The sequence below is a fragment of the Proteus appendicitidis genome (assembly GCF_030271835.1).
Taxonomy (GTDB): domain Bacteria; phylum Pseudomonadota; class Gammaproteobacteria; order Enterobacterales; family Enterobacteriaceae; genus Proteus; species Proteus appendicitidis.
On record NZ_CP127389.1, the window covers coordinates 2,152,924 to 2,173,131 of the forward strand.

The 20,208-nt window shown below is 38.5% G+C and carries 20 protein-coding genes; 8 read left to right on the forward strand and 12 right to left on the reverse strand.

Annotated features, from left to right (window positions below; genetic code table 11):
* Positions 1-8 precede the first annotated feature (8 nt).
* Complete coding sequence (gene znuA, locus QQS39_RS10060) at positions 9-953, reverse strand: zinc ABC transporter substrate-binding protein ZnuA (protein ID WP_151435257.1); 945 nt, start codon at positions 951-953, stop codon at positions 9-11.
* Positions 954-1,027: 74 nt separating this feature from the next.
* On the opposite strand from znuA, the gene znuC reads away from it, so the two are divergent.
* Together znuC and znuB are read left to right on the forward strand one after the other, a co-directional pair.
* A complete protein-coding gene (znuC, locus tag QQS39_RS10065; protein ID WP_151435258.1) occupies positions 1,028-1,753 on the forward strand; it encodes a zinc ABC transporter ATP-binding protein ZnuC in 726 nt (241 codons plus the stop codon).
* The gene (znuB, locus tag QQS39_RS10070) at positions 1,746-2,531 is read left to right on the forward strand and encodes a zinc ABC transporter permease subunit ZnuB (RefSeq protein WP_075671069.1); all 786 of its coding nucleotides are present in this window, start codon (positions 1,746-1,748) and stop codon (positions 2,529-2,531) included. Before znuC ends, znuB begins: the two co-directional genes overlap by 8 nt.
* Before the next feature lie 98 nt (positions 2,532-2,629).
* Here the strand turns inward: znuB and ruvB are convergent, their stop codons facing one another.
* The 6 genes from ruvB to aspS all read right to left on the reverse strand — a co-directional run bounded on the left by ruvB (position 2,630) and on the right by aspS (position 8,025).
* Positions 2,630-3,637 (reverse strand): Holliday junction branch migration DNA helicase RuvB, encoded by a 1,008-nt coding sequence (ruvB, locus tag QQS39_RS10075; RefSeq protein ID WP_285804444.1) that lies wholly within the window; start codon positions 3,635-3,637, stop codon positions 2,630-2,632.
* Positions 3,638-3,649: 12 nt separating this feature from the next.
* Positions 3,650-4,270: a Holliday junction branch migration protein RuvA gene (ruvA, locus tag QQS39_RS10080; RefSeq protein ID WP_069369076.1), complete on the reverse strand. Its 621-nt coding sequence runs from the start codon at positions 4,268-4,270 to the stop codon at positions 3,650-3,652.
* 103 nt (positions 4,271-4,373) lie between these two features.
* A complete protein-coding gene (ruvC, locus tag QQS39_RS10085; protein WP_006536599.1) occupies positions 4,374-4,895 on the reverse strand; it encodes a crossover junction endodeoxyribonuclease RuvC in 522 nt (173 codons plus the stop codon).
* 124 nt (positions 4,896-5,019) lie between these two features.
* A complete protein-coding gene (locus QQS39_RS10090) occupies positions 5,020-5,775 on the reverse strand; it encodes a YebC/PmpR family DNA-binding transcriptional regulator (protein ID WP_285804445.1) in 756 nt (251 codons plus the stop codon).
* Between the two features lie 27 nt (positions 5,776-5,802).
* Positions 5,803-6,237 carry a dihydroneopterin triphosphate diphosphatase gene (nudB, locus tag QQS39_RS10095; RefSeq protein WP_285804446.1) on the reverse strand — a complete coding sequence of 145 codons (435 nt, stop codon included), beginning with the start codon at positions 6,235-6,237 and terminating at the stop codon, positions 5,803-5,805.
* 3 nt (positions 6,238-6,240) lie between these two features.
* A complete protein-coding gene (gene aspS, locus QQS39_RS10100; RefSeq protein WP_285804447.1) occupies positions 6,241-8,025 on the reverse strand; it encodes an aspartate--tRNA ligase in 1,785 nt (594 codons plus the stop codon).
* 265 nt (positions 8,026-8,290) lie between these two features.
* Here aspS and QQS39_RS10105 point away from each other — a divergent pair, with 265 nt between their 5' ends.
* The 5 genes from QQS39_RS10105 (at position 8,291) to QQS39_RS10125 (ending at position 13,359) form a co-directional block, all read left to right on the forward strand.
* Entirely contained in the window at positions 8,291-8,689 is a 399-nt protein-coding gene (locus tag QQS39_RS10105) for an MAPEG family protein (protein ID WP_023582071.1), read from the forward strand.
* 187 nt (positions 8,690-8,876) lie between these two features.
* Positions 8,877-9,629, forward strand: a complete 753-nt coding sequence (gene cmoA / locus QQS39_RS10110; protein ID WP_285804448.1) for a carboxy-S-adenosyl-L-methionine synthase CmoA — start codon at positions 8,877-8,879, stop codon at positions 9,627-9,629.
* A complete protein-coding gene (gene cmoB, locus QQS39_RS10115; protein WP_151435262.1) occupies positions 9,629-10,603 on the forward strand; it encodes a tRNA 5-methoxyuridine(34)/uridine 5-oxyacetic acid(34) synthase CmoB in 975 nt (324 codons plus the stop codon). Before cmoA ends, cmoB begins: the two co-directional genes overlap by 1 nt.
* Positions 10,604-10,730: 127 nt before the next feature.
* Positions 10,731-11,534 carry a hypothetical protein gene (locus tag QQS39_RS10120; protein ID WP_285804449.1) on the forward strand — a complete coding sequence of 268 codons (804 nt, stop codon included), beginning with the start codon at positions 10,731-10,733 and terminating at the stop codon, positions 11,532-11,534.
* 250 nt (positions 11,535-11,784) lie between these two features.
* The gene (locus QQS39_RS10125) at positions 11,785-13,359 is read left to right on the forward strand and encodes an ATP-binding cassette domain-containing protein (protein WP_285804450.1); all 1,575 of its coding nucleotides are present in this window, start codon (positions 11,785-11,787) and stop codon (positions 13,357-13,359) included.
* 50 nt (positions 13,360-13,409) lie between these two features.
* Here QQS39_RS10125 and cutC read toward each other — a convergent pair whose 3' ends face one another.
* Positions 13,410-14,162: a copper homeostasis protein CutC gene (gene cutC / locus QQS39_RS10130; protein WP_151435265.1), complete on the reverse strand. Its 753-nt coding sequence runs from the start codon at positions 14,160-14,162 to the stop codon at positions 13,410-13,412.
* Between the two features lie 154 nt (positions 14,163-14,316).
* Positions 14,317-14,871, reverse strand: coding sequence for a VOC family protein (locus QQS39_RS10135; protein WP_285804451.1), 555 nt, complete (start codon positions 14,869-14,871; stop codon positions 14,317-14,319).
* A gap of 172 nt (positions 14,872-15,043) precedes the next feature.
* Here QQS39_RS10135 and argS point away from each other — a divergent pair, with 172 nt between their 5' ends.
* Positions 15,044-16,774, forward strand: coding sequence for an arginine--tRNA ligase (gene argS, locus QQS39_RS10140; protein ID WP_285804452.1), 1,731 nt, complete (start codon positions 15,044-15,046; stop codon positions 16,772-16,774).
* A 145-nt stretch (positions 16,775-16,919) separates the two neighbouring features.
* On the opposite strand, the gene QQS39_RS10145 is transcribed toward argS, so the two are convergent.
* The 3 genes from QQS39_RS10145 to QQS39_RS10155 form a co-directional block, all read right to left on the reverse strand.
* On the reverse strand, positions 16,920-17,192 hold the full coding sequence (locus QQS39_RS10145) for a hypothetical protein (protein WP_151435268.1): 273 nt from the start codon (positions 17,190-17,192) through the stop codon (positions 16,920-16,922).
* 1,022 nt (positions 17,193-18,214) lie between these two features.
* Complete coding sequence (murJ, locus tag QQS39_RS10150; RefSeq protein ID WP_285804453.1) at positions 18,215-19,750, reverse strand: murein biosynthesis integral membrane protein MurJ; 1,536 nt, start codon at positions 19,748-19,750, stop codon at positions 18,215-18,217.
* 140 nt (positions 19,751-19,890) lie between these two features.
* Entirely contained in the window at positions 19,891-20,205 is a 315-nt protein-coding gene (locus tag QQS39_RS10155; RefSeq protein WP_151435270.1) for a hypothetical protein, read from the reverse strand.
* Positions 20,206-20,208: the final 3 nt, after the last annotated feature.

Genomic DNA, 20,208 nt, shown 5'->3' on the forward strand with positions numbered 1-20,208 from the left:
TTAATTCCTTATTGTGTTTCATTCAGGCAGCTCGCATATTGGTTAGCTAGTTGGGTAAGGAATTTTGTATAGCTCTCTTGAGTTAGAGCAATCCCACTTCCTAGGGGGTCTAATACACCCATTTTAACCCCAGTGCCTTTCGCCACTGTTTCTATTACTGTCGGCCTAAATTGTGGCTCAGCAAAGATGCAAGTTGCTTTTTGCTCAACCAACTGTGTTCGTATTTGATGTAATTTCTGCGCACCCGGCTGTATTTCAGGGTTGATCGTAAAATGACCTAACGGCTTTAAATTATAATGTTTTTCGAAGTAGCCATAAGCATCATGAAAGACAAAATAACCCTTATTTCTCACAGGCGACAGAATATTAACAAGATTCTTATCAGTTTGCTTGAGTTGTTCGCTGAATTTACCTAGGTTTACGTCCAGAAGTTCTTTTTTATCTGGATAGAGTGTAATTAACCTTTCGTGGATCTGTTTTGCAGACGACAACGCAATTTCTGGTGATAACCAGATGTGCATATTATAATCACCATGAGAATGATGTTCGTGATTTTCCTCATGTTTATGCACATTGTCATCATCATCTTTCAATAAAAGCGACTTTATTTCGTCAGTTTCCGCTAAAGCCAACTTATGATTGTCAGTAAGTCTGTTTAATGGCTTATCTAAAAACACTTCCATATCAGGTCCTACCCATACCATCAGGTCTGCGGAGGTGATTTTTTTCAAATCAGAGGGTTTTAATGCATAATCGTGTGGAGATGCTCCATCTGGTAATAAAACCTGTGTTGGAGTGACTCCATCAGCGATAGCGGCAGCAATAAATCCTAATGGTCTAATGGAAACGACGACATCAGCCTGCACTGAAGCACTGAATGAGCTTATCATCGCTGTCGCTAAAAATGATTTCAATAAAAAACGATGCGCAAATTTGTTGTTTTTATGTAACATAGGAAGAATTCTCGTGAATCATCATTGGAAATGTTATATTATAACGTTTCAATGATTCTGCAAGTGCTAATTTTATGTCTGACTTGATTTGTTTAAAATCGGTTTGTGTTTCTTTTGGTGAAAGAGAAATTTTAAAAGATATCTCTTTTGATCTAAAAGCAGGCCGTATTCTTACTTTACTTGGTCCTAATGGCGCAGGTAAATCTACGGTTATCCGTTTAGTTCTTGGTTTATTAAATCCAACCTCAGGAAAAGTTGAGCGTCAAAATGCGCTAAGAGTGGGCTATGTGCCACAAAAACTTTATCTCGATCCCACCATGCCACTCACCGTTAAACGGTTTATGACATTAAAACCGGGGGTTCATGATAAAGATATTCTCCCTGCTTTAGAACGCGTTAATGCGGCTAAATTAATCAATCAGCCTATGCAGAAACTTTCTGGCGGTGAGTCTCAACGAGTGTTGTTAGCAAGAGCGTTGCTTAATCAACCTCAACTTTTAGTTTTAGATGAACCCACACAAGGTGTTGATGTGAATGGTCAATTAGCACTTTATGATTTAATTAATCAGCTTCGTCATGAATTAGGTTGTGCCATCTTGATGGTTTCTCATGATCTTCATCTTGTAATGGCGAAAACAGACGAAGTCCTCTGTTTAAATGGTCATATTTGCTGTTCGGGTACACCTGACGTGGTGTCTTCTCACCCTGAATTTATTGCCATGTTTGGAAGCCGCGGTGCTGAGCAACTGGGTATTTATCGTCATCATCACCAGCATAGTAAGGAGTGTCGTCATGATTGAGTTGCTGTTACCGGGTTGGATTGCCGGTATGCTCTTAGCAATGGCGGCGGGTCCTTTAGGCTCTTTTGTCGTTTGGCGTCGTATGTCTTATTTTGGTGATACTTTAGCTCACGCCTCACTACTTGGTGTTGCTTTTGGTTTGCTATTTAACATCGAGCCTTTTTATGCTGTTATTGCAGTCACGCTTCTTCTCGCTATTTTATTGGTCTGGTTAGAGTTAAAACCTCAACTTTCTGTTGATACTCTTTTAGGGATCATGGCACACAGTGCGCTTTCTTTAGGGCTTGTGGTTGTTAGTTTAATGTCGAATGTACGTGTTGATTTAATGGCTTATCTGTTTGGTGATTTGCTGTCTGTAAACTATCAAGACGTTATCAGCATTTTTATTGGTGTTGTAATTGTTTTATTTGTGATTATTCGCTCATGGCGTCCACTACTTTCCATGACAATTAATCAAGATATGGCATTTGTTGATGGTGTGAATATTCAACGAGAACGCTTAAAGCTAATGATGATCACCGCATTAACCATTGGTTTAGCTATGAAGTTTGTCGGTGCGCTGATCATTACCTCGTTACTGATCATCCCTGCAGCAACAGCACGTCGTTTTGCTCGTTCCCCAGAGCAAATGGCTCTGATTGCAATCGCGGTTGGTATGTTGGCAATTACTGGTGGCTTAACCTTCTCTGCTTTCTATGACACGCCTGCTGGTCCTTCAGTGGTTTTAGCGGCGAGTTGCCTCTTTATTTTAAGTTTATTTGCCCCGACTAAACAGTAATTGAAATATAAATAAGATTTCATGCAAAAAATAACCCTCACTATTAATTTCTAGTGAGGGTTATTTTTATGATCCATTATCGGGTTATTGTAAAGAATCTAATCTTCCATAACTCGATTAAAATGACGATAGGCATGATTAGTGGCAACACGGCCCCGTGGTGTACGCTGAATAAAACCTTGCTGAATTAAATAAGGCTCTAATACATCTTCTATGGTTTCACGCTCTTCACCAATAGCTGCCGCAAGGTTATCTAATCCGACAGGGCCACCCATAAATTTATCAATGATGGCAAAAAGGAGTTTTCGATCTAAATAATCAAAACCGGCTGCATCCACATTCAACATATCAAGCGCTTTAGAAGCAATCTCTTCATCAATGGCACCATTGCCTTTTACTTGGGCAAAATCTCTCACACGGCGCAATAATCGGTTAGTAATACGCGGTGTACCTCGTGAACGCATCGCAATTTGACGAGCGCCTTCATCTGTCATCTCTAATCCCATAAAATTGGCACTACGAGAAACAATATGTTGAAGATCGTCAACATTATAAAACTCAAGACGTTGAACAATACCAAAACGGTCGCGCAATGGCGATGTTAAAGAGCCAGCTCTTGTGGTTGCACCCACTAAGGTAAATGGAGGGAGGTCAATTTTAATTGAACGAGCCGCAGGTCCTTCACCAATCATAATATCAAGTTGATAATCTTCCATTGCTGGATAAAGAATTTCTTCAACAACAGGTGAAAGACGATGAATTTCATCAATAAATAATACGTCATGAGGCTCTAGGTTAGTTAGCATAGCGGCTAAATCACCGGCTTTTTCAAGTACAGGGCCTGATGTGGTACGTAAATTAACCCCCATTTCATTAGCAATGATATTTGCTAATGTGGTTTTACCTAATCCGGGAGGTCCAAAGATAAGCAGATGATCGAGCGCATCATGACGCAATTTAGCCGCCTGAATAAAAATCTCCATTTGTTCTCGAACTTGCGGTTGCCCAACATATTCGGCAAGAGATTTAGGACGGATCGCCCTATCAATAATTTCTTCTTCAGGTTGTTGAATTTCTGCTGAAATCAGGCGATCTGCTTCAATCACAATGTGTTACTCCTAAATAGCCGCGCGCAACGCTTCTTTGATAAGTGTCTCGCTATCTGTACCCAGTTTTGCCACTTTGCTGATCATTTTTGCAGCTTCTTGTGGTTTATAGCCTAATGCGATTAATGCCGCAGAGGCTTCGGCTTCAATATCTGCCGCTTTTGGTGCTTTAGGTGAAGTACTTTCTGGTAACTCGATATCATTATTTTCGAATAAATCACCATTAAGACCTTTAAAGCGATCTTTCATTTCAACCACTAAACGCTCCGCCGTTTTCTTACCTACACCCGGTAATTTCACTAGTGAAGTGATAGATTCATTTTCAATCGCGGTGACAAATTGACGAGCAGACATGCCAGATAGAATGGCTAATGCAAGTTTAGGTCCCACACCATTCACTTTAATTAATTCACGAAAAAGTGCGCGCTCTTGTTTTTGGTTAAAACCATAAAGTAATTGTGCATCTTCACGTACGATAAATTGCGTGTAGATAATGGCTTCTTGACCAATATCAGGCAATTCATAAAAACAGGTCATTGGCATATTGATTTCATAACCCACACCATTACCTGCCTCGATCAGCACCACTGGTGGCTGTTTTTCAAGAATAATTCCTCTGATACGACCTATCACCCTAACGCCTCCGCAAATATAATTACGTCAAGTTTATAACATAAAAAAAGCTGGACGTATATCCAGCCTGTAAAAAACCAAACACATTTACCAAGATAACAACTTATCTTAACCTGCCTCGTGTTAACACTAATCGAGGATCGCCCACACGTAATAAATTTTGGTTAAAATGACAATGAGTGATAGCAATCGCCAAGGCATCAGCAGCATCTGATTGTGGTGCCGCAGATAATTTTAGTATTGAGCGCACCATATGTTGTACTTGGCTTTTTTCAGCAGCGCCCGTGCCCACAACGGTCTGTTTAACTTGGCGAGCTGCATATTCAAAAACAGGTAAATCATTATTTACTGCGGCGAGTATCGCAACACCTCGCGCTTGCCCCAGTTTTAATGCGGAGTCAGCATTTTTAGCCATAAACACTTGTTCAACGGCAAACACATCCGGCGAAAATTGAGTAATAATTTCGCTAACACCAGCATAAATACGCTTAAGTCGATTGGGGAGATCGGGAACTTGTGTACGAATACAACCGCTTCCCAAATAGATAAGCTGACGCCCTTGTTGTCGAATTACACCATAGCCTGTAACACGCGAGCCGGGGTCTATACCTAGAATGATAGCCATATCAATTCCTGTTGCCGATATGGTCGATGGCGAGAGAAAAGAGCAAAAAAATCTGCTCTGCTCTTCTCTTCGCACTTTCAATAACAGCGTTAAACACCGTTATTTTCGATAATCGTTAGAACGATTACAGGATATCTTCCAGTTGTTTTGCAACTTTATCTGAGATATCACCGTTGTGATAGACTTCTTGCACGTCATCACTGTCTTCTAACATATCGATAAGACGCATTAATTTTGGTGCAGTTTCAATATCTAATTCTGCTTTAGTTGATGGGATCATTGAAACTTCTGCTGATTCAGCAACAAAACCTGCTGCATCCATTGCATCTTTTACTTCACCAAAAGATTCTGGTGTGGTGTAAACATCAATAGCACCATCATCAAAAGTTTCAACGTCGTCAGCACCAGCTTCTAACGCAGCTTCCATAATGGCATCTTCGTCCACACCCGGTGCGTAGGAAATGACGCCTTTTTTGGTAAACAGATAAGATACAGAACCATCTGTTCCTAAATTACCACCTGTTTTGGTAAATGCATGGCGAACATCGGAAACAGTACGGTTACGATTATCACTTAAGCATTCAACCATCACCGCAGTACCCGCAGGACCATAGCCTTCATAAATGATGGTTTCCATATTATCGTTTTCATCATTACCCACACCTCGTGCAATTGCACGATTTAAAGTGTCACGAGTCATGTTGTTCGATAATGCTTTATCAACTGCCGCACGTAAACGTGGGTTAGTTGCAGGATCACCACCACCTAAACGTGCTGCTGTAACTAATTCACGGATGATTTTAGTGAAAATTTTACCGCGTTTCGCATCTTGCGCTGCTTTACGGTGTTTTGTATTGGCCCATTTACTATGACCTGCCATGAAATATCTCCAAACGTGGTCTAATCATTAAATAACAAATTCTTCAATCGCTTGCTGATTACTGGCGGATTTTGTTAATTTTGCCGCCAGTTTCGCGTCTAACCATTGGTATTGCGAATGCTCAGTTAGCACAATATCTCGCTCTGCGGGTAGTGCTAACGTAAACCAATGTTCCTGACAATGAGTAACACCTGGTGCATAACGATGCCGAAAATGTGCAAAAATTTCAAAAAGAATTGAGCGATGACAATCCACCAGCTTCAGATTTTCTTTTATGATATCAATTCCAACTTCTTCTTGCACTTCACGCAACGCCGTTTGAAAAGGCGTCTCACCCTCTTCTAAACTGCCTGTCACAGATTGCCAGAAATCAGGATCATCTCGACGCTTTAGCATAAGCACCCGTTTGGTCTCTTTTGCATAAATAACAACTAAAACGGATACCGGGCGCTTATATTTCATCATTTACTCTTTATCTTCGCTAACTTCTTTTTGAGTTACTGCAATTGCTAACTCTTTTAAAGAATCTTCATTAGCAAAGCTTGGTGCATTAGTCATTAAACACGCAGCAGCTGTTGTTTTAGGGAAAGCAATAACATCACGGATGTTATCAGTACCTGTTAACAACATAACTAAACGGTCTAAACCAAATGCTAAACCTGCATGTGGTGGAGTACCAAATTTAAGTGCATCTAATAAGAAACCAAATTTCTCTTGTTGCTCATTCGGTGTAATACCTAAAATGCTAAATACTGCTTGTTGCATTTCATTACGGTGAATACGCACCGAGCCACCACCCACTTCATAACCATTAATAACCATATCATAAGCATTTGCCACAGCACCGACTGGATGTGCAGTCAATTCAGCTGGTGATAAGTCTTTTGGTGAAGTAAATGGATGGTGCATCGCACTTAAGCTACCGGTTTCTTCATCTTCTTCAAACATTGGGAAGTCGATGACCCACAATGGTTTCCATGCATTTAAATCAGTCAGTTCAAGATCACGACCTACTTTTAGACGCAGAGCGCCCATCGCATCACTCATTGTGCCTTTACGACCCGCACCAAAGAAGATTAAATCGCCATCTGTTGCGCCTGTTGTTTCCAAAATAGCGTTAACAACATCGTTAGTCAGGAATTTAGCGATAGGGCTTTGTACACCTTCAATGCCTTTCGCGCTTTCGTTGACTTTCATCCACGCAAGACCTTTAGCGCCGTAAATACCAACAAACTGTGTATATTCGTCAATATTTTTACGGGTTAATGCTGCACCACCCGGTACACGCAATGCGATAACACGACATTTTTCATCGTTGGCAGCTTGTGCAAATACGCTAAACTCAACATTTTTGACTAAATCAGCGATGTCTTTAAGTTCCATTGGGTTACGTAAATCTGGTTTGTCTGAGCCATAACGACGCATTGCTTCAGCAAAAGTCATTACTGGGAACGCACCTAAATCAACATTAAGAATATCTAACCATAATGCATGGATCATACGCTCCATCACTTCGCGCACTTGGTCTGCACTCATGAAAGAGGTTTCAACATCGATCTGGGTAAATTCAGGCTGACGGTCAGCACGTAAGTCTTCATCGCGGAAGCATTTTACGATTTGATAGTAACGATCAAAGCCAGACATCATTAACAGCTGTTTAAAAAGCTGTGGTGATTGAGGTAATGCGTAGAATTTACCTTTATGTACACGACTTGGCACTAAATAGTCACGCGCACCTTCTGGTGTCGCTTTAGTCAGCATAGGAGTTTCAACATCAAGGAAACCTTCACCATCCATAAAACGGCGAACAAAGCTTGTGATTTTAGCACGGGTTTTTAAGCGATCTGACATTTCAGGGCGACGCAGGTCTAAATAACGATATGTTAAACGACGCTCTTCAGTATTTGTTTGATTGCTATCTAACGGTAATGGCTCTGAACGGTTAAATATAGACAGAGATTCTGCCGCTAACTCAATTTCACCTGTTGCCATATTTTTATTAACTTGGCTATCAGGACGAGCGCGTACTGTTCCTGTGACTTGAATACAAAATTCATTACGCAGTTCTGAAGCCTGAGAAAATGCCTCTTTCTGCTCTGGGTCAAAGAAGACTTGAACAATACCTTCGCGATCTCGCATATCAATAAAGATAAGTCCACCTAAGTCACGGCGACGGTTAACCCAACCACAAAGAGTCACTTTTTGGCCCACATGGGCGCTATTCAACTGCCCACAATAATTAGTACGCATACAATATCCTTTTACTCAGCTTGTTGTGCTTTCTGCTGCGGAAATTTTGGCAATAGTCTTTTTCGAGTAGTGTCAAAAAAAGGCAGACATTATAACGAAAATTCTTCCTGGAGATAAGAGTATAGACCTAGTTTATATGATACATCTTTTCAAGGATTTGCTAATCCCCAAACAATTAATTAATAATAATTATTTATAGCGACAGAAGTCGCTTTGAGGTTTATCATTAAATTCGCCGTTTTTTGGCTTTGGCAATGGAGAAAAGATGGTTAGCTCGCTTTACATCGTACTGGGCGCACTATTATTGATTAAATTGTCCCTCAATGTCGTAAAACTCAGAACACAATATCGGGTTGCTTATGGCGATGGTGGCTTTTATGAATTACAAACAGCCATCCGTGTTCATGGCAATGCGGTAGAATATATTCCAATTTCCATGATCTTATTACTGGTCATGGAAATGAATGGTGCTTTTGTTTGGATGGTACACATCTGTGGCTCAATTTTAATCGCTGGTCGCTTTTTACACTCTTATGGATTAAAACACCGTGAACTTCGCTGGCGTCGTTCAGGCATGGCAGCCACTTACTTATCAATGGTATTGATGATCATTGCTAATATTTATTTCCTTCCTTGGATACAAATCTTTTCCTTTTATTACTAAGTCCTCGCGGGAATAACATGATCATCCATGATCAAAACCGACATCCTTGCTGTTGTGTCTAATAACGGCAAGGTATCAGAAAGGTTTATTTATTTTTTCCAATTTCTTTCTAAATAATGCAACTTTGTGAGCACCGTCGCTTCTGGTAGAATGCTTGCTTCTTTTATTCCTTAAACCTATTTTAGTTATGTCGAATTCAAAATCATCACAACAAGACAGCTTATTTGCGACACCTATTGCTAACCTTGGTGACTGGCGCTTTGATGAAAAAGTCGCTGAAGTGTTTCCTGATATGATAAAACGCTCAGTACCGGGTTACTCTAATATCATCTCCATGATTGGTATGCTTGCAGGTCGCTTCGTTACACCCAATAGCCAAGTCTATGATTTAGGCTGTTCTTTAGGTGCTGCAACCCTTTCCATGCGTCGTAATATTGATGCTGCTGGCTGCAAAATTATTGGTGTTGATAACTCACCCGCCATGGTAGAACGCTGTCAGCGCCATATTGATGCTTATAAAGCAGATACACCTGTTGATATTATTGAAGGTGATATTCTTGATATTGAAATCAACAACGCTTCAATGGTTGTGCTCAATTTCACCTTACAATTTTTAGAACCTCATGATCGACAAACATTATTAAATCGAATTTACCAAGGTCTTAATCCAGGTGGCGTGCTCGTACTTTCTGAAAAATTCAGTTTTGAAGATAAAGAAATTGGCGAGTTACTGTTTAATATGCACCATGATTTCAAACGTGCTAACGGTTACAGCGAATTAGAAATTAGCCAAAAACGTAGCATGTTAGAAAATGTTATGTTGACCGATTCTGTTGAAACGCATAAAACTCGCTTACATAATGCAGGTTTCCCACATGCGGAAGTTTGGTTCCAATGTTTTAATTTCGGCTCTCTTTTAGCGATTAAAGGCAATAATTAATGATTAATTTTGGCTCTTTTTATCAACTTATTGCGCAAGATGAGCGCTTATTTCATTGGTTAGATACATTACCGGCTCAATTGTCAGAATGGCGTTCAAATGCGTTACACGGTCACTTTTCTTCTTGGGAAAGAATGCTCGATGGTTTACCCGAAATTACGCCTACTGAGATTGATTTGAAAAATGGTGTGATTGCTCAGCACACTCCAGCATTAAGCGCAGGAGAACAACTGGGGTTAAGCAACGTTTTAAAAAATTTAATGCCGTGGCGTAAAGGTCCCTTTTCACTTTATGGCGTCAATATCGATACAGAATGGCGCTCTGATTGGAAATGGGATCGTGTTTTACCTCATCTTTCACCGCTTGAAGGTCGTTTAGTATTAGATGTGGGTTGTGGCAGTGGTTATCACATGTGGCGAATGTTAGGTGAAGGCGCAGAATTTGTTGTAGGGATCGACCCTACTCAACTTTTCTTATGCCAATTTGAAGCCGTCAGAAAATTATTAGGTAATGACCAACGCGCACATTTAATTCCTGTGGGTATTGAGCAAATGCCTGAATTAAATGCCTTCGATACCGTATTCTCAATGGGTGTCCTTTACCATCGCCGTTCACCACTTGATCATTTATGGCAATTAAAAAACCAATTAGTTTCTGGTGGCGAATTAGTGTTAGAAAGCCTGGTTGTTGAAGGTGATGAATTTCAATGCCTGATCCCTGGTGAACGTTATGCACAAATGCGTAACGTGTACTTTATTCCATCAGCAAAAATGCTGAAAGTTTGGCTAGAAAAATGTGGTTTTAAAGATGTGCGTATTGTTGATGAAAACGTCACTTCTTTAGAAGAACAACGTAAAACAGATTGGATGGTTACGGATTCTTTAGATGCATTTTTAGATGCTGATGATAAAACAAAAACTGTTGAAGGTTATCCTGCGCCTAAACGTGCGATATTAATTGCAACCAAGCCTTAATTTTTTATTGAGATCTAAAGGGATATCAAGTTATTTAATATCCCTTTCTTTCATAATATTCATCTTGGTTTTTATTAAAGACACCCTGTATGCCCCCTTATTTGCAGATAAACAATTAAAGAAATTTATGGCAAAAACACCAAAGAGCAAAGTTGCTACTCAAAAAGAAATAACACAAAAAAAACAACACGCTCTTTTGCAAAAGAAAAAGAATAAGCGTCTGCAATATGATGATCCTATTTTTTCATCCTTTGTAGAAACCACATCAGCAAAATGCCTCCCACTAACGCCATTACAACGAGGGGTACAACTCTTTTTTTCATTATTTGACTATGCCACACAACTTTTATATATCGCTTTTATTATTACCGTTTGGTGGTTTCCTGAACATTTCTCAGTTCAAACAATTTATAATCTCACCGTTTTATTTTTATTTGAGTTTATTCTCGTGCATTCAGGTGTTTTTATGGCTGCATTTGCTCGTACTAAACTTGTTTTTGCTCTTATTCCCTTTTATGGAATATTTGCACTGATTATCAATAGTATGATTATGGGTGATGAAAACTTGATCCTTTGGCTCTATGCTGTGATTGTTGCTAATCGAATTATCAATGGTTACCAAGTAAAAACTAAAGAAGAAATGGGGAAGAATTTATTTTATTCTGCGCTATTAGTTTTAAATTTTATGCTCTGCCTTTTTTCTGTCATGATTTTTAAGTTCTTAGTTCCTTATGGTGGATTAACACCTCAATATTTAAATAAAATTGACTATCTTTATTTAATTCCACAGCATAGCGATTATTTTAATGTTCCACATGTTGGTATGGCTTACGGCACATTATTCTATGGTATTCCTTTAGTTTTTATTACGATAAATAGCGTCTCCTCTATTTATCCGCGTGTAATACAAAAACTAAAACAAGCAAAATAAATACAGAACAATAATTCTAAAATAGAACACTTGTTGTTCATCTTTATTTATGTTTAAATACGCGCGTTATCACTCCAATTATTTCTCTTTCTAAGAAGGCACTTCCCTACGATGAACTAAATTCTGCCAGAAAATTTCTCAAATACCTTTTCGGTATTCATTTTCTGTTACTGGCAGACAATAATTTATTTCGTCGCATCAAAAAAAGATCTCGGCTGTCTGCCACCTATTTCGCTTAGGAGGTCTTACTATGACAATAGCCTGTCACTTCTCACAACTTAATATCGAATTTAATCAAGAAGCTCTTTTTCCACCATTAACTCGCTCACTGGCTTGCCAGCAAAATGCATTAATTGGCCACAATGGTAAAGGGAAATCCGTACTATTAAGATTATTAGCACAAAAAATATTACCAACTTCAGGTCAAGTTAACTGGAATATGCCTTTTGTTCACGTTGATCAATTAACGCGATTACAAGGCGATACACTTGCTCAAGCGTTAGATATTCATGAAATGTATCAAGCATTCCAACGTGTTGATGACGGCATTGCCACCTTAGAAGATATTGAGTTACTTGATGGTAAATGGCAACTTCCTGTCATGTGGCAGAATTTATTAGATTCGGCGCAACTTCCCGTCGCATTAAATACCCCTATTGCGCATCTAAGTGGCGGAGAACAAACACGTTTGGCTCTTTGTCGCGCTTTTTTATGCGAAGAGAGTTTTCTGCTGTTAGATGAGCCAGATAACCATCTTGATTATCAAGGGCAACAATGGCTAATAAAACAATTAGCTCAGCACAAAGCTGGCTCTCTTATTGTTAGTCACAATCGAAACTTGCTCTCATATGCTGATACTATTCTTGAATTAAGTGAGAAAGGTTTATCTGAATATGGTGGAAATTATACGTTATATGAAGCACAAAAAAGTGCGGAAATAACATCATTGGAAGCCGCAAGTGATCGGCTAAACAGCCAAATTAAAAATGAGAAACGCCAGCAACAAGCAACATTACAAAAAGCGGCACAACGGAAACGGCAAGGCGAATCAATTAGGCAAAGTGGCTCTCAGTGCCTACTTTTACTGGATATGCAAAAAAACAGAGCAGAACAACGCCAATCTGCCGTAGCAAAACGGCATCAGCGTGTAATCGATGATATGCAATCTCAAAAACAAGGTGTCGATGAAGAAAAAGCACAGATTCATCAGCAGAAAATGGTATTGAATTATCAAAGTGACGGGCGTCGTTTAAATGTATTTGTTAATAATCTTCAACTTCCTTATGGTTACCAACACCCTATTTCATTTTCAGCTTATGGCAATGAACATTGGCATATTAAAGGTAAAAATGGCTGTGGAAAATCAACATTATTAAAATGTTTAATTGAACAATTTGCGCCCCTTTCTGGTGAATTTCGTCTTAACAAAGACTATTGCTATCTCGATCAACATCTTGCTTTACTTGATAAAACATTGCCGGTTGCACAGGCACTACACCAATATCAATCTGCGATTTCTGTCGAGCAATGGCGAACACGTCTTGGAATGTTGAGAATTAGAGGTGATAAATCTTTACTACCACTTGAAAAACTCAGTGGCGGCGAACAATTAAAAGCAACGTTATTAGCTTTAACACATAGCCCCAAGCCACCTGCCGTATTATTACTTGATGAGCCAGATAATCACCTTGATATCGAATCTAAACAACTATTGGAAAATCTACTTGTTGAATATCAAGGTACATTGTTACTGGTTTCGCATGATGACGATTTTGTTGAACGCTGCGGTATTACACATACGCTGTTATTAGACACAATGATATAAAAAAACTGCGCCATAAAAGGCGCAGTTCTAAACGATTCAATCTGTTTCAATCAAGATGCTAATGGTGCATGAATACTCATAATATCTTTCATTGCTTCAACAGTATCTTCATCCACGCAATAATGCGTAAATTCATCAATCTCACTGTCAGAGCTCATCGTTACACCCGCTTTGCGATAAATCATGGTTGAAGGTGCCACTTTTCCTGCTGAACTGTGTATTTCTTTTAATCCTGCATCTAGGAATTTTTGGATATTACTCAGTCTTACACCTGCGCCTGCCATAATGATAGGGCCTTGTGTTTTTTCATTTAACGTTCGTAATAATGGCAAACCTAATTCTGCATTCGCCTGCTGCCCTGAGGTTAAAATACGAGAAACACCTAGCTGAGTCAGTTGCTCTAGCGCTAATAATGGATTAATGCACATATCAAAAGCACGATGAAAAGTAATAGCTAAGGGACCAGCAAGCTCCATTAGAATTTCCATTTTAGGCAAATCAATATGCCCTTCTTCATTTAAAAGACCAACAACGGCCCCTGAAAATCCCATATCACGGATCAAACTAATATCATTTTTCATTGCTGAAAAATCAGCTTGTGTATAACAAAAATCGCCACCACGCGGACGAACGATAGGATGAACGGGAATACGAACCAGATCTCTGACTTGTCGTAGCATTCCAAAACTTGGCGTAATACCGCCTTCTGCCGGACTTGTACACAGCTCTATTCTGTCTGCACCAGCTCGTTCTGCTACCAACGCGCATTCAGCGCCAAAACAACAAATCTCCAATGTAGTCATATCATCCCTCTCCATCCTTAATATAGAAAGTAATCAGAAAATAAATATCATTTCTCAGCGATTACTAACAATAGTTGTCGAATCTTGTAATTCATTCAATTCTGCTATCAGAATTTTGTGCTGACACAAGCAAACTATTTTCTGAAAGTGTCGTTCAACACTCACTTTCAACGATTTCAAGTAACGAATAAGGATGATACTTCACAGTGACTTTTCCATTAGAAATAGCCACCGTTGGATTAGGTAAACGCTCTTTCTCACCTTTAGGTTCGCTGATTTTTAAGCTAACACTCTCAGGTAACGTTTCGGGTAAAAAAGACATCACTTTATTCACGAGAAAAGCGGGTTCGACGGAGATCACTTGCTCAATATGCTCCCAACCTTGGTATTCATATTTTTTATTCGTAGGAAAAGGCAATTCAACAATAGAAACAGATTGATTCAAAATAGTTAACGGTGTTTCTAATTGAAAGAGATATATTGGGCGTCCATTAATCACATTATCAGAAATACACTTTCCACACTGGCTTAATCCTGTTCGCCACTGCTCCGCCAATGCCAAATCGTGACAACGTAACGATACATGATCAGTGCGATAGACGGATAAATCTATGCCCAAACTATCGGCAAATGACGTCATATTTTCTTCAAACAAAGAAAGCTCGTGAGTTAAATCATTTAATTGAGAAATTGAAGAAAATAACACCATTTTGAATAACCTTAATGAAAAAACAGAGAAAAAACCTTAAAGATAAGCCCGAGATGGTAGCATGTTCTAGCCGGAATATGTTATAAATTCAAGGTTAATCCTAATTCTTTATAAGAAACCTGTCAGACTTTTGTCGTCAGGTTTTATTTTCTCAATAATTTAAGGTAACCCGGTGAATATTCAGGCTTTTCTTTCAGAAAAAATCAGTGTGGCAATGTGTGCTGCTGGCGCACCCGCTGATAGCGAACCTCTTGTCCGTCAGTCAGCCAAAGTACAATTTGGTGACTATCAGGCAAATGGTGTCATGGGAGCTGCAAAAAAAATGGGGATCCCACCCCGACAACTCGCAGAAAAGATCCTAGAAAAGCTCGATATTACGGATGTTGCAGATAAAGTTGAAATCGCAGGCCCGGGTTTTATCAATATCTTTTTATCTCCACAATGGGTTGCAAAACAAGCTGAAGATGCATTAGCAGATGAACATCTAAATGTAACTCCTGTTGAACCTCAAACTATTGTTATCGACTATTCATCTCCGAACGTTGCAAAACAGATGCACGTTGGTCACTTACGCTCAACCATTATTGGTGATGCAAGTGCCCGTACTTTATCTTTCTTAGGTCATAATGTTGTTCGTGCTAATCACTTGGGTGATTGGGGTACGCAATTTGGTATGTTAATTGCGTATTTAGAGAAAAAACAGAATGAAAATGCCGCTGATATGGCGTTATCTGATCTCGAAGAGTTCTATCGTGAAGCGAAAAAACACTATGATGAAGATGAAGTATTCGCAGAACGCGCCCGTAATTACGTTGTAAAATTACAAAGTGGTGATGAATACTGCCGTACAATGTGGCGTAAATTAGTTGATATCACCATGCAACAAAACCAAGTGACTTATCAACGCCTTAACGTCACATTAACCGAAGATGACATTATGGGTGAAAGTCTTTATAACCCAATGTTGGCTGGTATTGTTGCCGATTTAAAAGCAAAAGGTCTTGCAGTAGAAAGTGATGGTGCAACAGTTGTTTTCCTTGATGAATATAAAAACAAGGAAGGCGAACCTATGGGTGTTATCGTTCAGAAAAAAGACGGTGGCTACCTATATACAACGACAGATATTGCTTGTGCAAAATACCGTCACGAAACATTACATGCTGATCGTGTACTTTATTATATCGACTCTCGTCAGCACCAGCATTTAATGCAAGCTTGGACGATTGTTCGTAAAGCAGGCTACATCCCTGATTCAATGTCACTTGAACACCATATGTTCGGTATGATGTTAGGTAAAGATGGTCGTCCGTTTAAAACTCGTTCTGGCGGCACCATTCGTTTAACCGACTTACTGGATGAAGCTCAAGAAAGAGCGCGTACATTAATTGCTGAAAAAAATCCAGATATGGGTAAAGACGAATTAAATAACGTTGCTCGCGTTGTGGGTATTGGTGCTGTTAAATACGCTGATTTATCTAAAAACCGTACAACAGATTACATCTTTGATTGGGATCTAATGTTAAGTTTCGAAGGTAACACTGCGCCTTATATGCAATATGCTTATACTCGCGTTGCTTCCATCTTCAAACGTGCAGAAATTGATGAAAATGCGTTAACGCAACCTATCACACTAACCCAATCTCATGAAAGACAACTTGCATTACGTTTAGTCCAATTTGATGAGACAATTATGCAAGTTTCTCGTGAAGGAACGCCTCACGTTATGTGTGCTTACCTTTACGATCTGGCGCAAGCTTTCTCCGGCTTTTATGAAAACTGCCCTATCTTATCTGCTGAAGATGAAAACACTCGCCAAAGCCGTCTAAAACTGGCTCGTTTAACCGCGAGAACCTTAAAACAAGGTTTAGATACTTTAGGTATTGAAACAGTAGATAGAATGTAATTCATTTCTATTTTCAAATAGCAGTGACAAAAAAAACCGATGGTATAAACCATCGGTTTTTTATTATGCGTTAAATTTTAATTCAAGATAGCTAAAAAAAAACTTCAAACAATGACTCAATTAAATTTCCAATGCTACTTAATCATTAATCTTCATTAGCAGTTATAACATCCTGACACAATAGTCCTCTAATATCTTTTGCCTCAATCCAACCATCGACACTGTCTATTGGCTTACTAGGGCTGTATAAGCGGTCATTAACGTCTTTCGCTGTGAAAGCAAGCTTCTCATTAGTTTTATCGAATACGCCAACACAGTTAACTGGGGTAAGTTTTGAGGTATTAATTTTTCCGTCGGCAGTACAACCTGCAAGAAATAACGTAGCTAATGATACAGAAATGATAATTGCTTTTTTCATAGTAGCTCCTTGACACTCTTATTTTTATTTTTACCAAAAATCACGAAGTGATTATTAAGTAGTCTTTAAACTAGAAATATCTAATGATTTATAACTGCTTTGAGTATAACGAATAAATAGAGAAATATTTGAGTTATTGAGCTATTAATGAAAAAAATAAGAAATATTGAGAAGGAATAGAAAAGAGAGGGAAAACAGAAAACAACGGCGGATAAATGAAAATAACAATTAGTGTACCATACTGAATTCTCAGTAATCTAATTATCTATTAATAATAGATTTAGCGTTAATTTCACTATTCACGCGACTTATTGTTTACTGCTTATCCCCAGCAATCGTGTTACCTATTTGAAGCGCAGACAAAATAGATATGATCACTTTCAGTAGTACTGAACGATAACAAGCAAATAACTTTACAGTCACGGTTAATCTACCTGAATACAGAAATAATAATATGTCTTAAATCAAAAAAATCAAATGTTTTAAAATATACTGCAATATTTTGAAATATTTGCAATATCTCATCATTAAGTAAGAAATATTTAACAGATGTGTCAATTTTTAAACCTATCCAACACAAGAGAGTTTATCTAAAAAAAGATAATTCGTCAAACCGTAAGTACTTAGAATATAGTGTCTATTTTTTTACTTTATGTAGAATCCCACTACGAGTAAACAAATTGTCTAAAGATATTCGATATGATTAATGTTTAGATAAATTTATTAATATCCATTAAAAAACACTTTCCAATGCCGAAAAACTGTATAAATCATTTAGAAAATGGAAAAAAAATTTAATAAAAAAATAGTGAGAAAAAATATTTTTGCTGTTTTCTCACTTTTTTCTCTTTCTAAGAATATACAGATCTGCGTAACTAAATACTAAAAGTGTGATCTATGTAGCATTATAAATAGTCTAAAAATAGAGGAAGGTTCTAAATGAAGAGAATTACATTGATAAAAGTATTGTTAATTTTGCAACTCCTCGCTTTTATACAAAAGCGAGGAGTTCGTGTTATCAGTTATAAAGCACGTAGTGAGAAATGACGAGGTCTAAACCCTAGCGCATACAGCGCAACAAAATAACTTCCTGCTCCAGCTACGACAACTAACAACAAGCGTAAGATACGCATTAACATATTGCCGCTATCCCAACTTGGCATGATCCACAACATTCCAGCTAATACAGCGCCCATTACAGCAAGCGCAATAACAAGTTTTAATAAGAATACAGGCCAGCCAGCTAAAGGCTTATAGATATTTTTCTTGCGGATCTGCCAAAACAACATCGAGGCATTAAAACATGCCGCAATACCGATTGAGAGCGCAAGACCTACATGTTTTAAACTACCAATAAATGCAAGGTTCATTAATTGTGTGAGAATTAATGTCGCAATAGCAATTTTTACGGGCGTTTTAATATCCTGACGAGAATAAAAACCCGGAGCTAAGATTTTTATGATAATCAGCCCCATTAACCCAACACAGTAAGCGATTAGCGCTTGTTGCGTCATCAGTGCATCATGAGCATTAAAATTACCATACTGGAACAAAGACGCAGTTAAAGGTCCAGATAATACCGCTAAACCAATAGTACAAGGCAGTGCTAATAAAAAGCACAGTCTTAATCCCCAATCCATTAATTTTCTATATTCTTCAGTATTACCACTGGCAAAACTCTTCGATAAGGAAGGAAGTAAAATTGTACCTAATGCAACGCCTAATACCCCTGTCGGTAATTCCATCAAACGGTCGGCATAATACATCCAAGAAACTGAACCAGAAACTAAGAAGGAAGCAAAAATAGTGTTGATAATTAAAGATATTTGGCTAACCGAAACCCCTAAAATTGCAGGTCCCATCAGTTTCATCACACGCCAAACACCGCTATTTTTAAATGAAATACGCGGCAAAACCAGCATACCGATTTTTTTCAAATGCGGTAATTGATAACCAAGTTGTAATATTCCCCCAGCAACAACCGCCCACGCTAATGCTATAATAGGAGGATTACAATAAGGTGCGACCACTAAAGCGAAAAAGATCATGCTGACATTGAGCAGCGTTGGTGCAAAAGCGGGTACTGAAAAGCGATTCCAAGTATTTAAAATAGAGCCTGTCAATGAAGCCAGTGAAATAAGAAAAATATAAGGAAAGGTGATCCGTAATAGATCGGTTGTTAATTGGAATTTATCAGGTGAACTACTAAAACCCGGCGCTGTAACATAAATCACCCAAGGCGCAGCTATAATGCCAATCACGGTAACCACGGCTAAAATAAGCGTCAGCATACCCGAAACGTAAGCAATAAAAGTACGCGTTGCTTCCTCACCTTGCTGATTTTTATATTCTGCCAAGATCGGAACAAATGCTTGAGAAAATGCCCCTTCTGCAAAAATACGCCGCAATAAGTTTGGCAATTTAAAAGCAACAAAAAAGGCATCTGTTGCCATACCTGCACCAAAAATACGCGCAATAATTGCATCGCGAATAAATCCTAGTACCCGTGAAAATAAGGTCATAGAACTCACTGCAGCAAGTGATTTAAGTAAATTCATAAAGTTATTCTAATTTTTGTTGAATGGAATAAAAAGAAAGGGACTATACTCCGTCTCTAACATCGAAAAATCAATCTTCAATTAGCTAAGAATATGCTGACTCTGCTTATCTTCGACTAACCAAAGCGATTAAAAAATAGCTACTTATGGCTTGTAAGCATTTTTCTCAACATCGCTTCCAACATAACGTGATCCTCACTCTCATTAAATTTAGGATCGATAATACTTCTTCCCATAGAACCCTCTGCGATAACTAGCAACCATGTTGCAATTTTCTCTGGCTCCAGTGCTGAATCTATCTGCCCTTTTTTAATACCGTTTTTCAGCATCGCAATCAAACGCTGTTTGTTGTTTCTTTCATTTTCAATAAAAATCTCGTGAATGCTCGCATTACGCGATGCTTCAGCAAAAATTTCAATACTAATTAAATTGAATGCTTTTAATATTGATAGCACTAA

Coding starts and splice junctions, on each gene's coding strand:
- znuA (WP_151435257.1), bottom strand. CDS start 953: ATGTTACATAAAAACAACAAATTTGCGCATCGTTTTTTATTGAAATCA.
- znuC (WP_151435258.1), top strand. CDS start 1,028: ATGTCTGACTTGATTTGTTTAAAATCGGTTTGTGTTTCTTTTGGTGAA.
- znuB (WP_075671069.1), top strand. CDS start 1,746: ATGATTGAGTTGCTGTTACCGGGTTGGATTGCCGGTATGCTCTTAGCA.
- ruvC (WP_006536599.1), bottom strand. CDS start 4,895: ATGGCTATCATTCTAGGTATAGACCCCGGCTCGCGTGTTACAGGCTAT.
- QQS39_RS10090 (WP_285804445.1), bottom strand. CDS start 5,775: ATGGCAGGTCATAGTAAATGGGCCAATACAAAACACCGTAAAGCAGCG.
- nudB (WP_285804446.1), bottom strand. CDS start 6,237: ATGAAATATAAGCGCCCGGTATCCGTTTTAGTTGTTATTTATGCAAAA.
- aspS (WP_285804447.1), bottom strand. CDS start 8,025: ATGCGTACTAATTATTGTGGGCAGTTGAATAGCGCCCATGTGGGCCAA.
- QQS39_RS10105 (WP_023582071.1), top strand. CDS start 8,291: ATGGTTAGCTCGCTTTACATCGTACTGGGCGCACTATTATTGATTAAA.
- cmoA (WP_285804448.1), top strand. CDS start 8,877: ATGTCGAATTCAAAATCATCACAACAAGACAGCTTATTTGCGACACCT.
- cmoB (WP_151435262.1), top strand. CDS start 9,629: ATGATTAATTTTGGCTCTTTTTATCAACTTATTGCGCAAGATGAGCGC.
- QQS39_RS10120 (WP_285804449.1), top strand. CDS start 10,731: ATGGCAAAAACACCAAAGAGCAAAGTTGCTACTCAAAAAGAAATAACA.
- QQS39_RS10125 (WP_285804450.1), top strand. CDS start 11,785: ATGACAATAGCCTGTCACTTCTCACAACTTAATATCGAATTTAATCAA.
- cutC (WP_151435265.1), bottom strand. CDS start 14,162: ATGACTACATTGGAGATTTGTTGTTTTGGCGCTGAATGCGCGTTGGTA.
- QQS39_RS10135 (WP_285804451.1), bottom strand. CDS start 14,871: ATGGTGTTATTTTCTTCAATTTCTCAATTAAATGATTTAACTCACGAG.
- QQS39_RS10145 (WP_151435268.1), bottom strand. CDS start 17,192: ATGAAAAAAGCAATTATCATTTCTGTATCATTAGCTACGTTATTTCTT.
- murJ (WP_285804453.1), bottom strand. CDS start 19,750: ATGAATTTACTTAAATCACTTGCTGCAGTGAGTTCTATGACCTTATTT.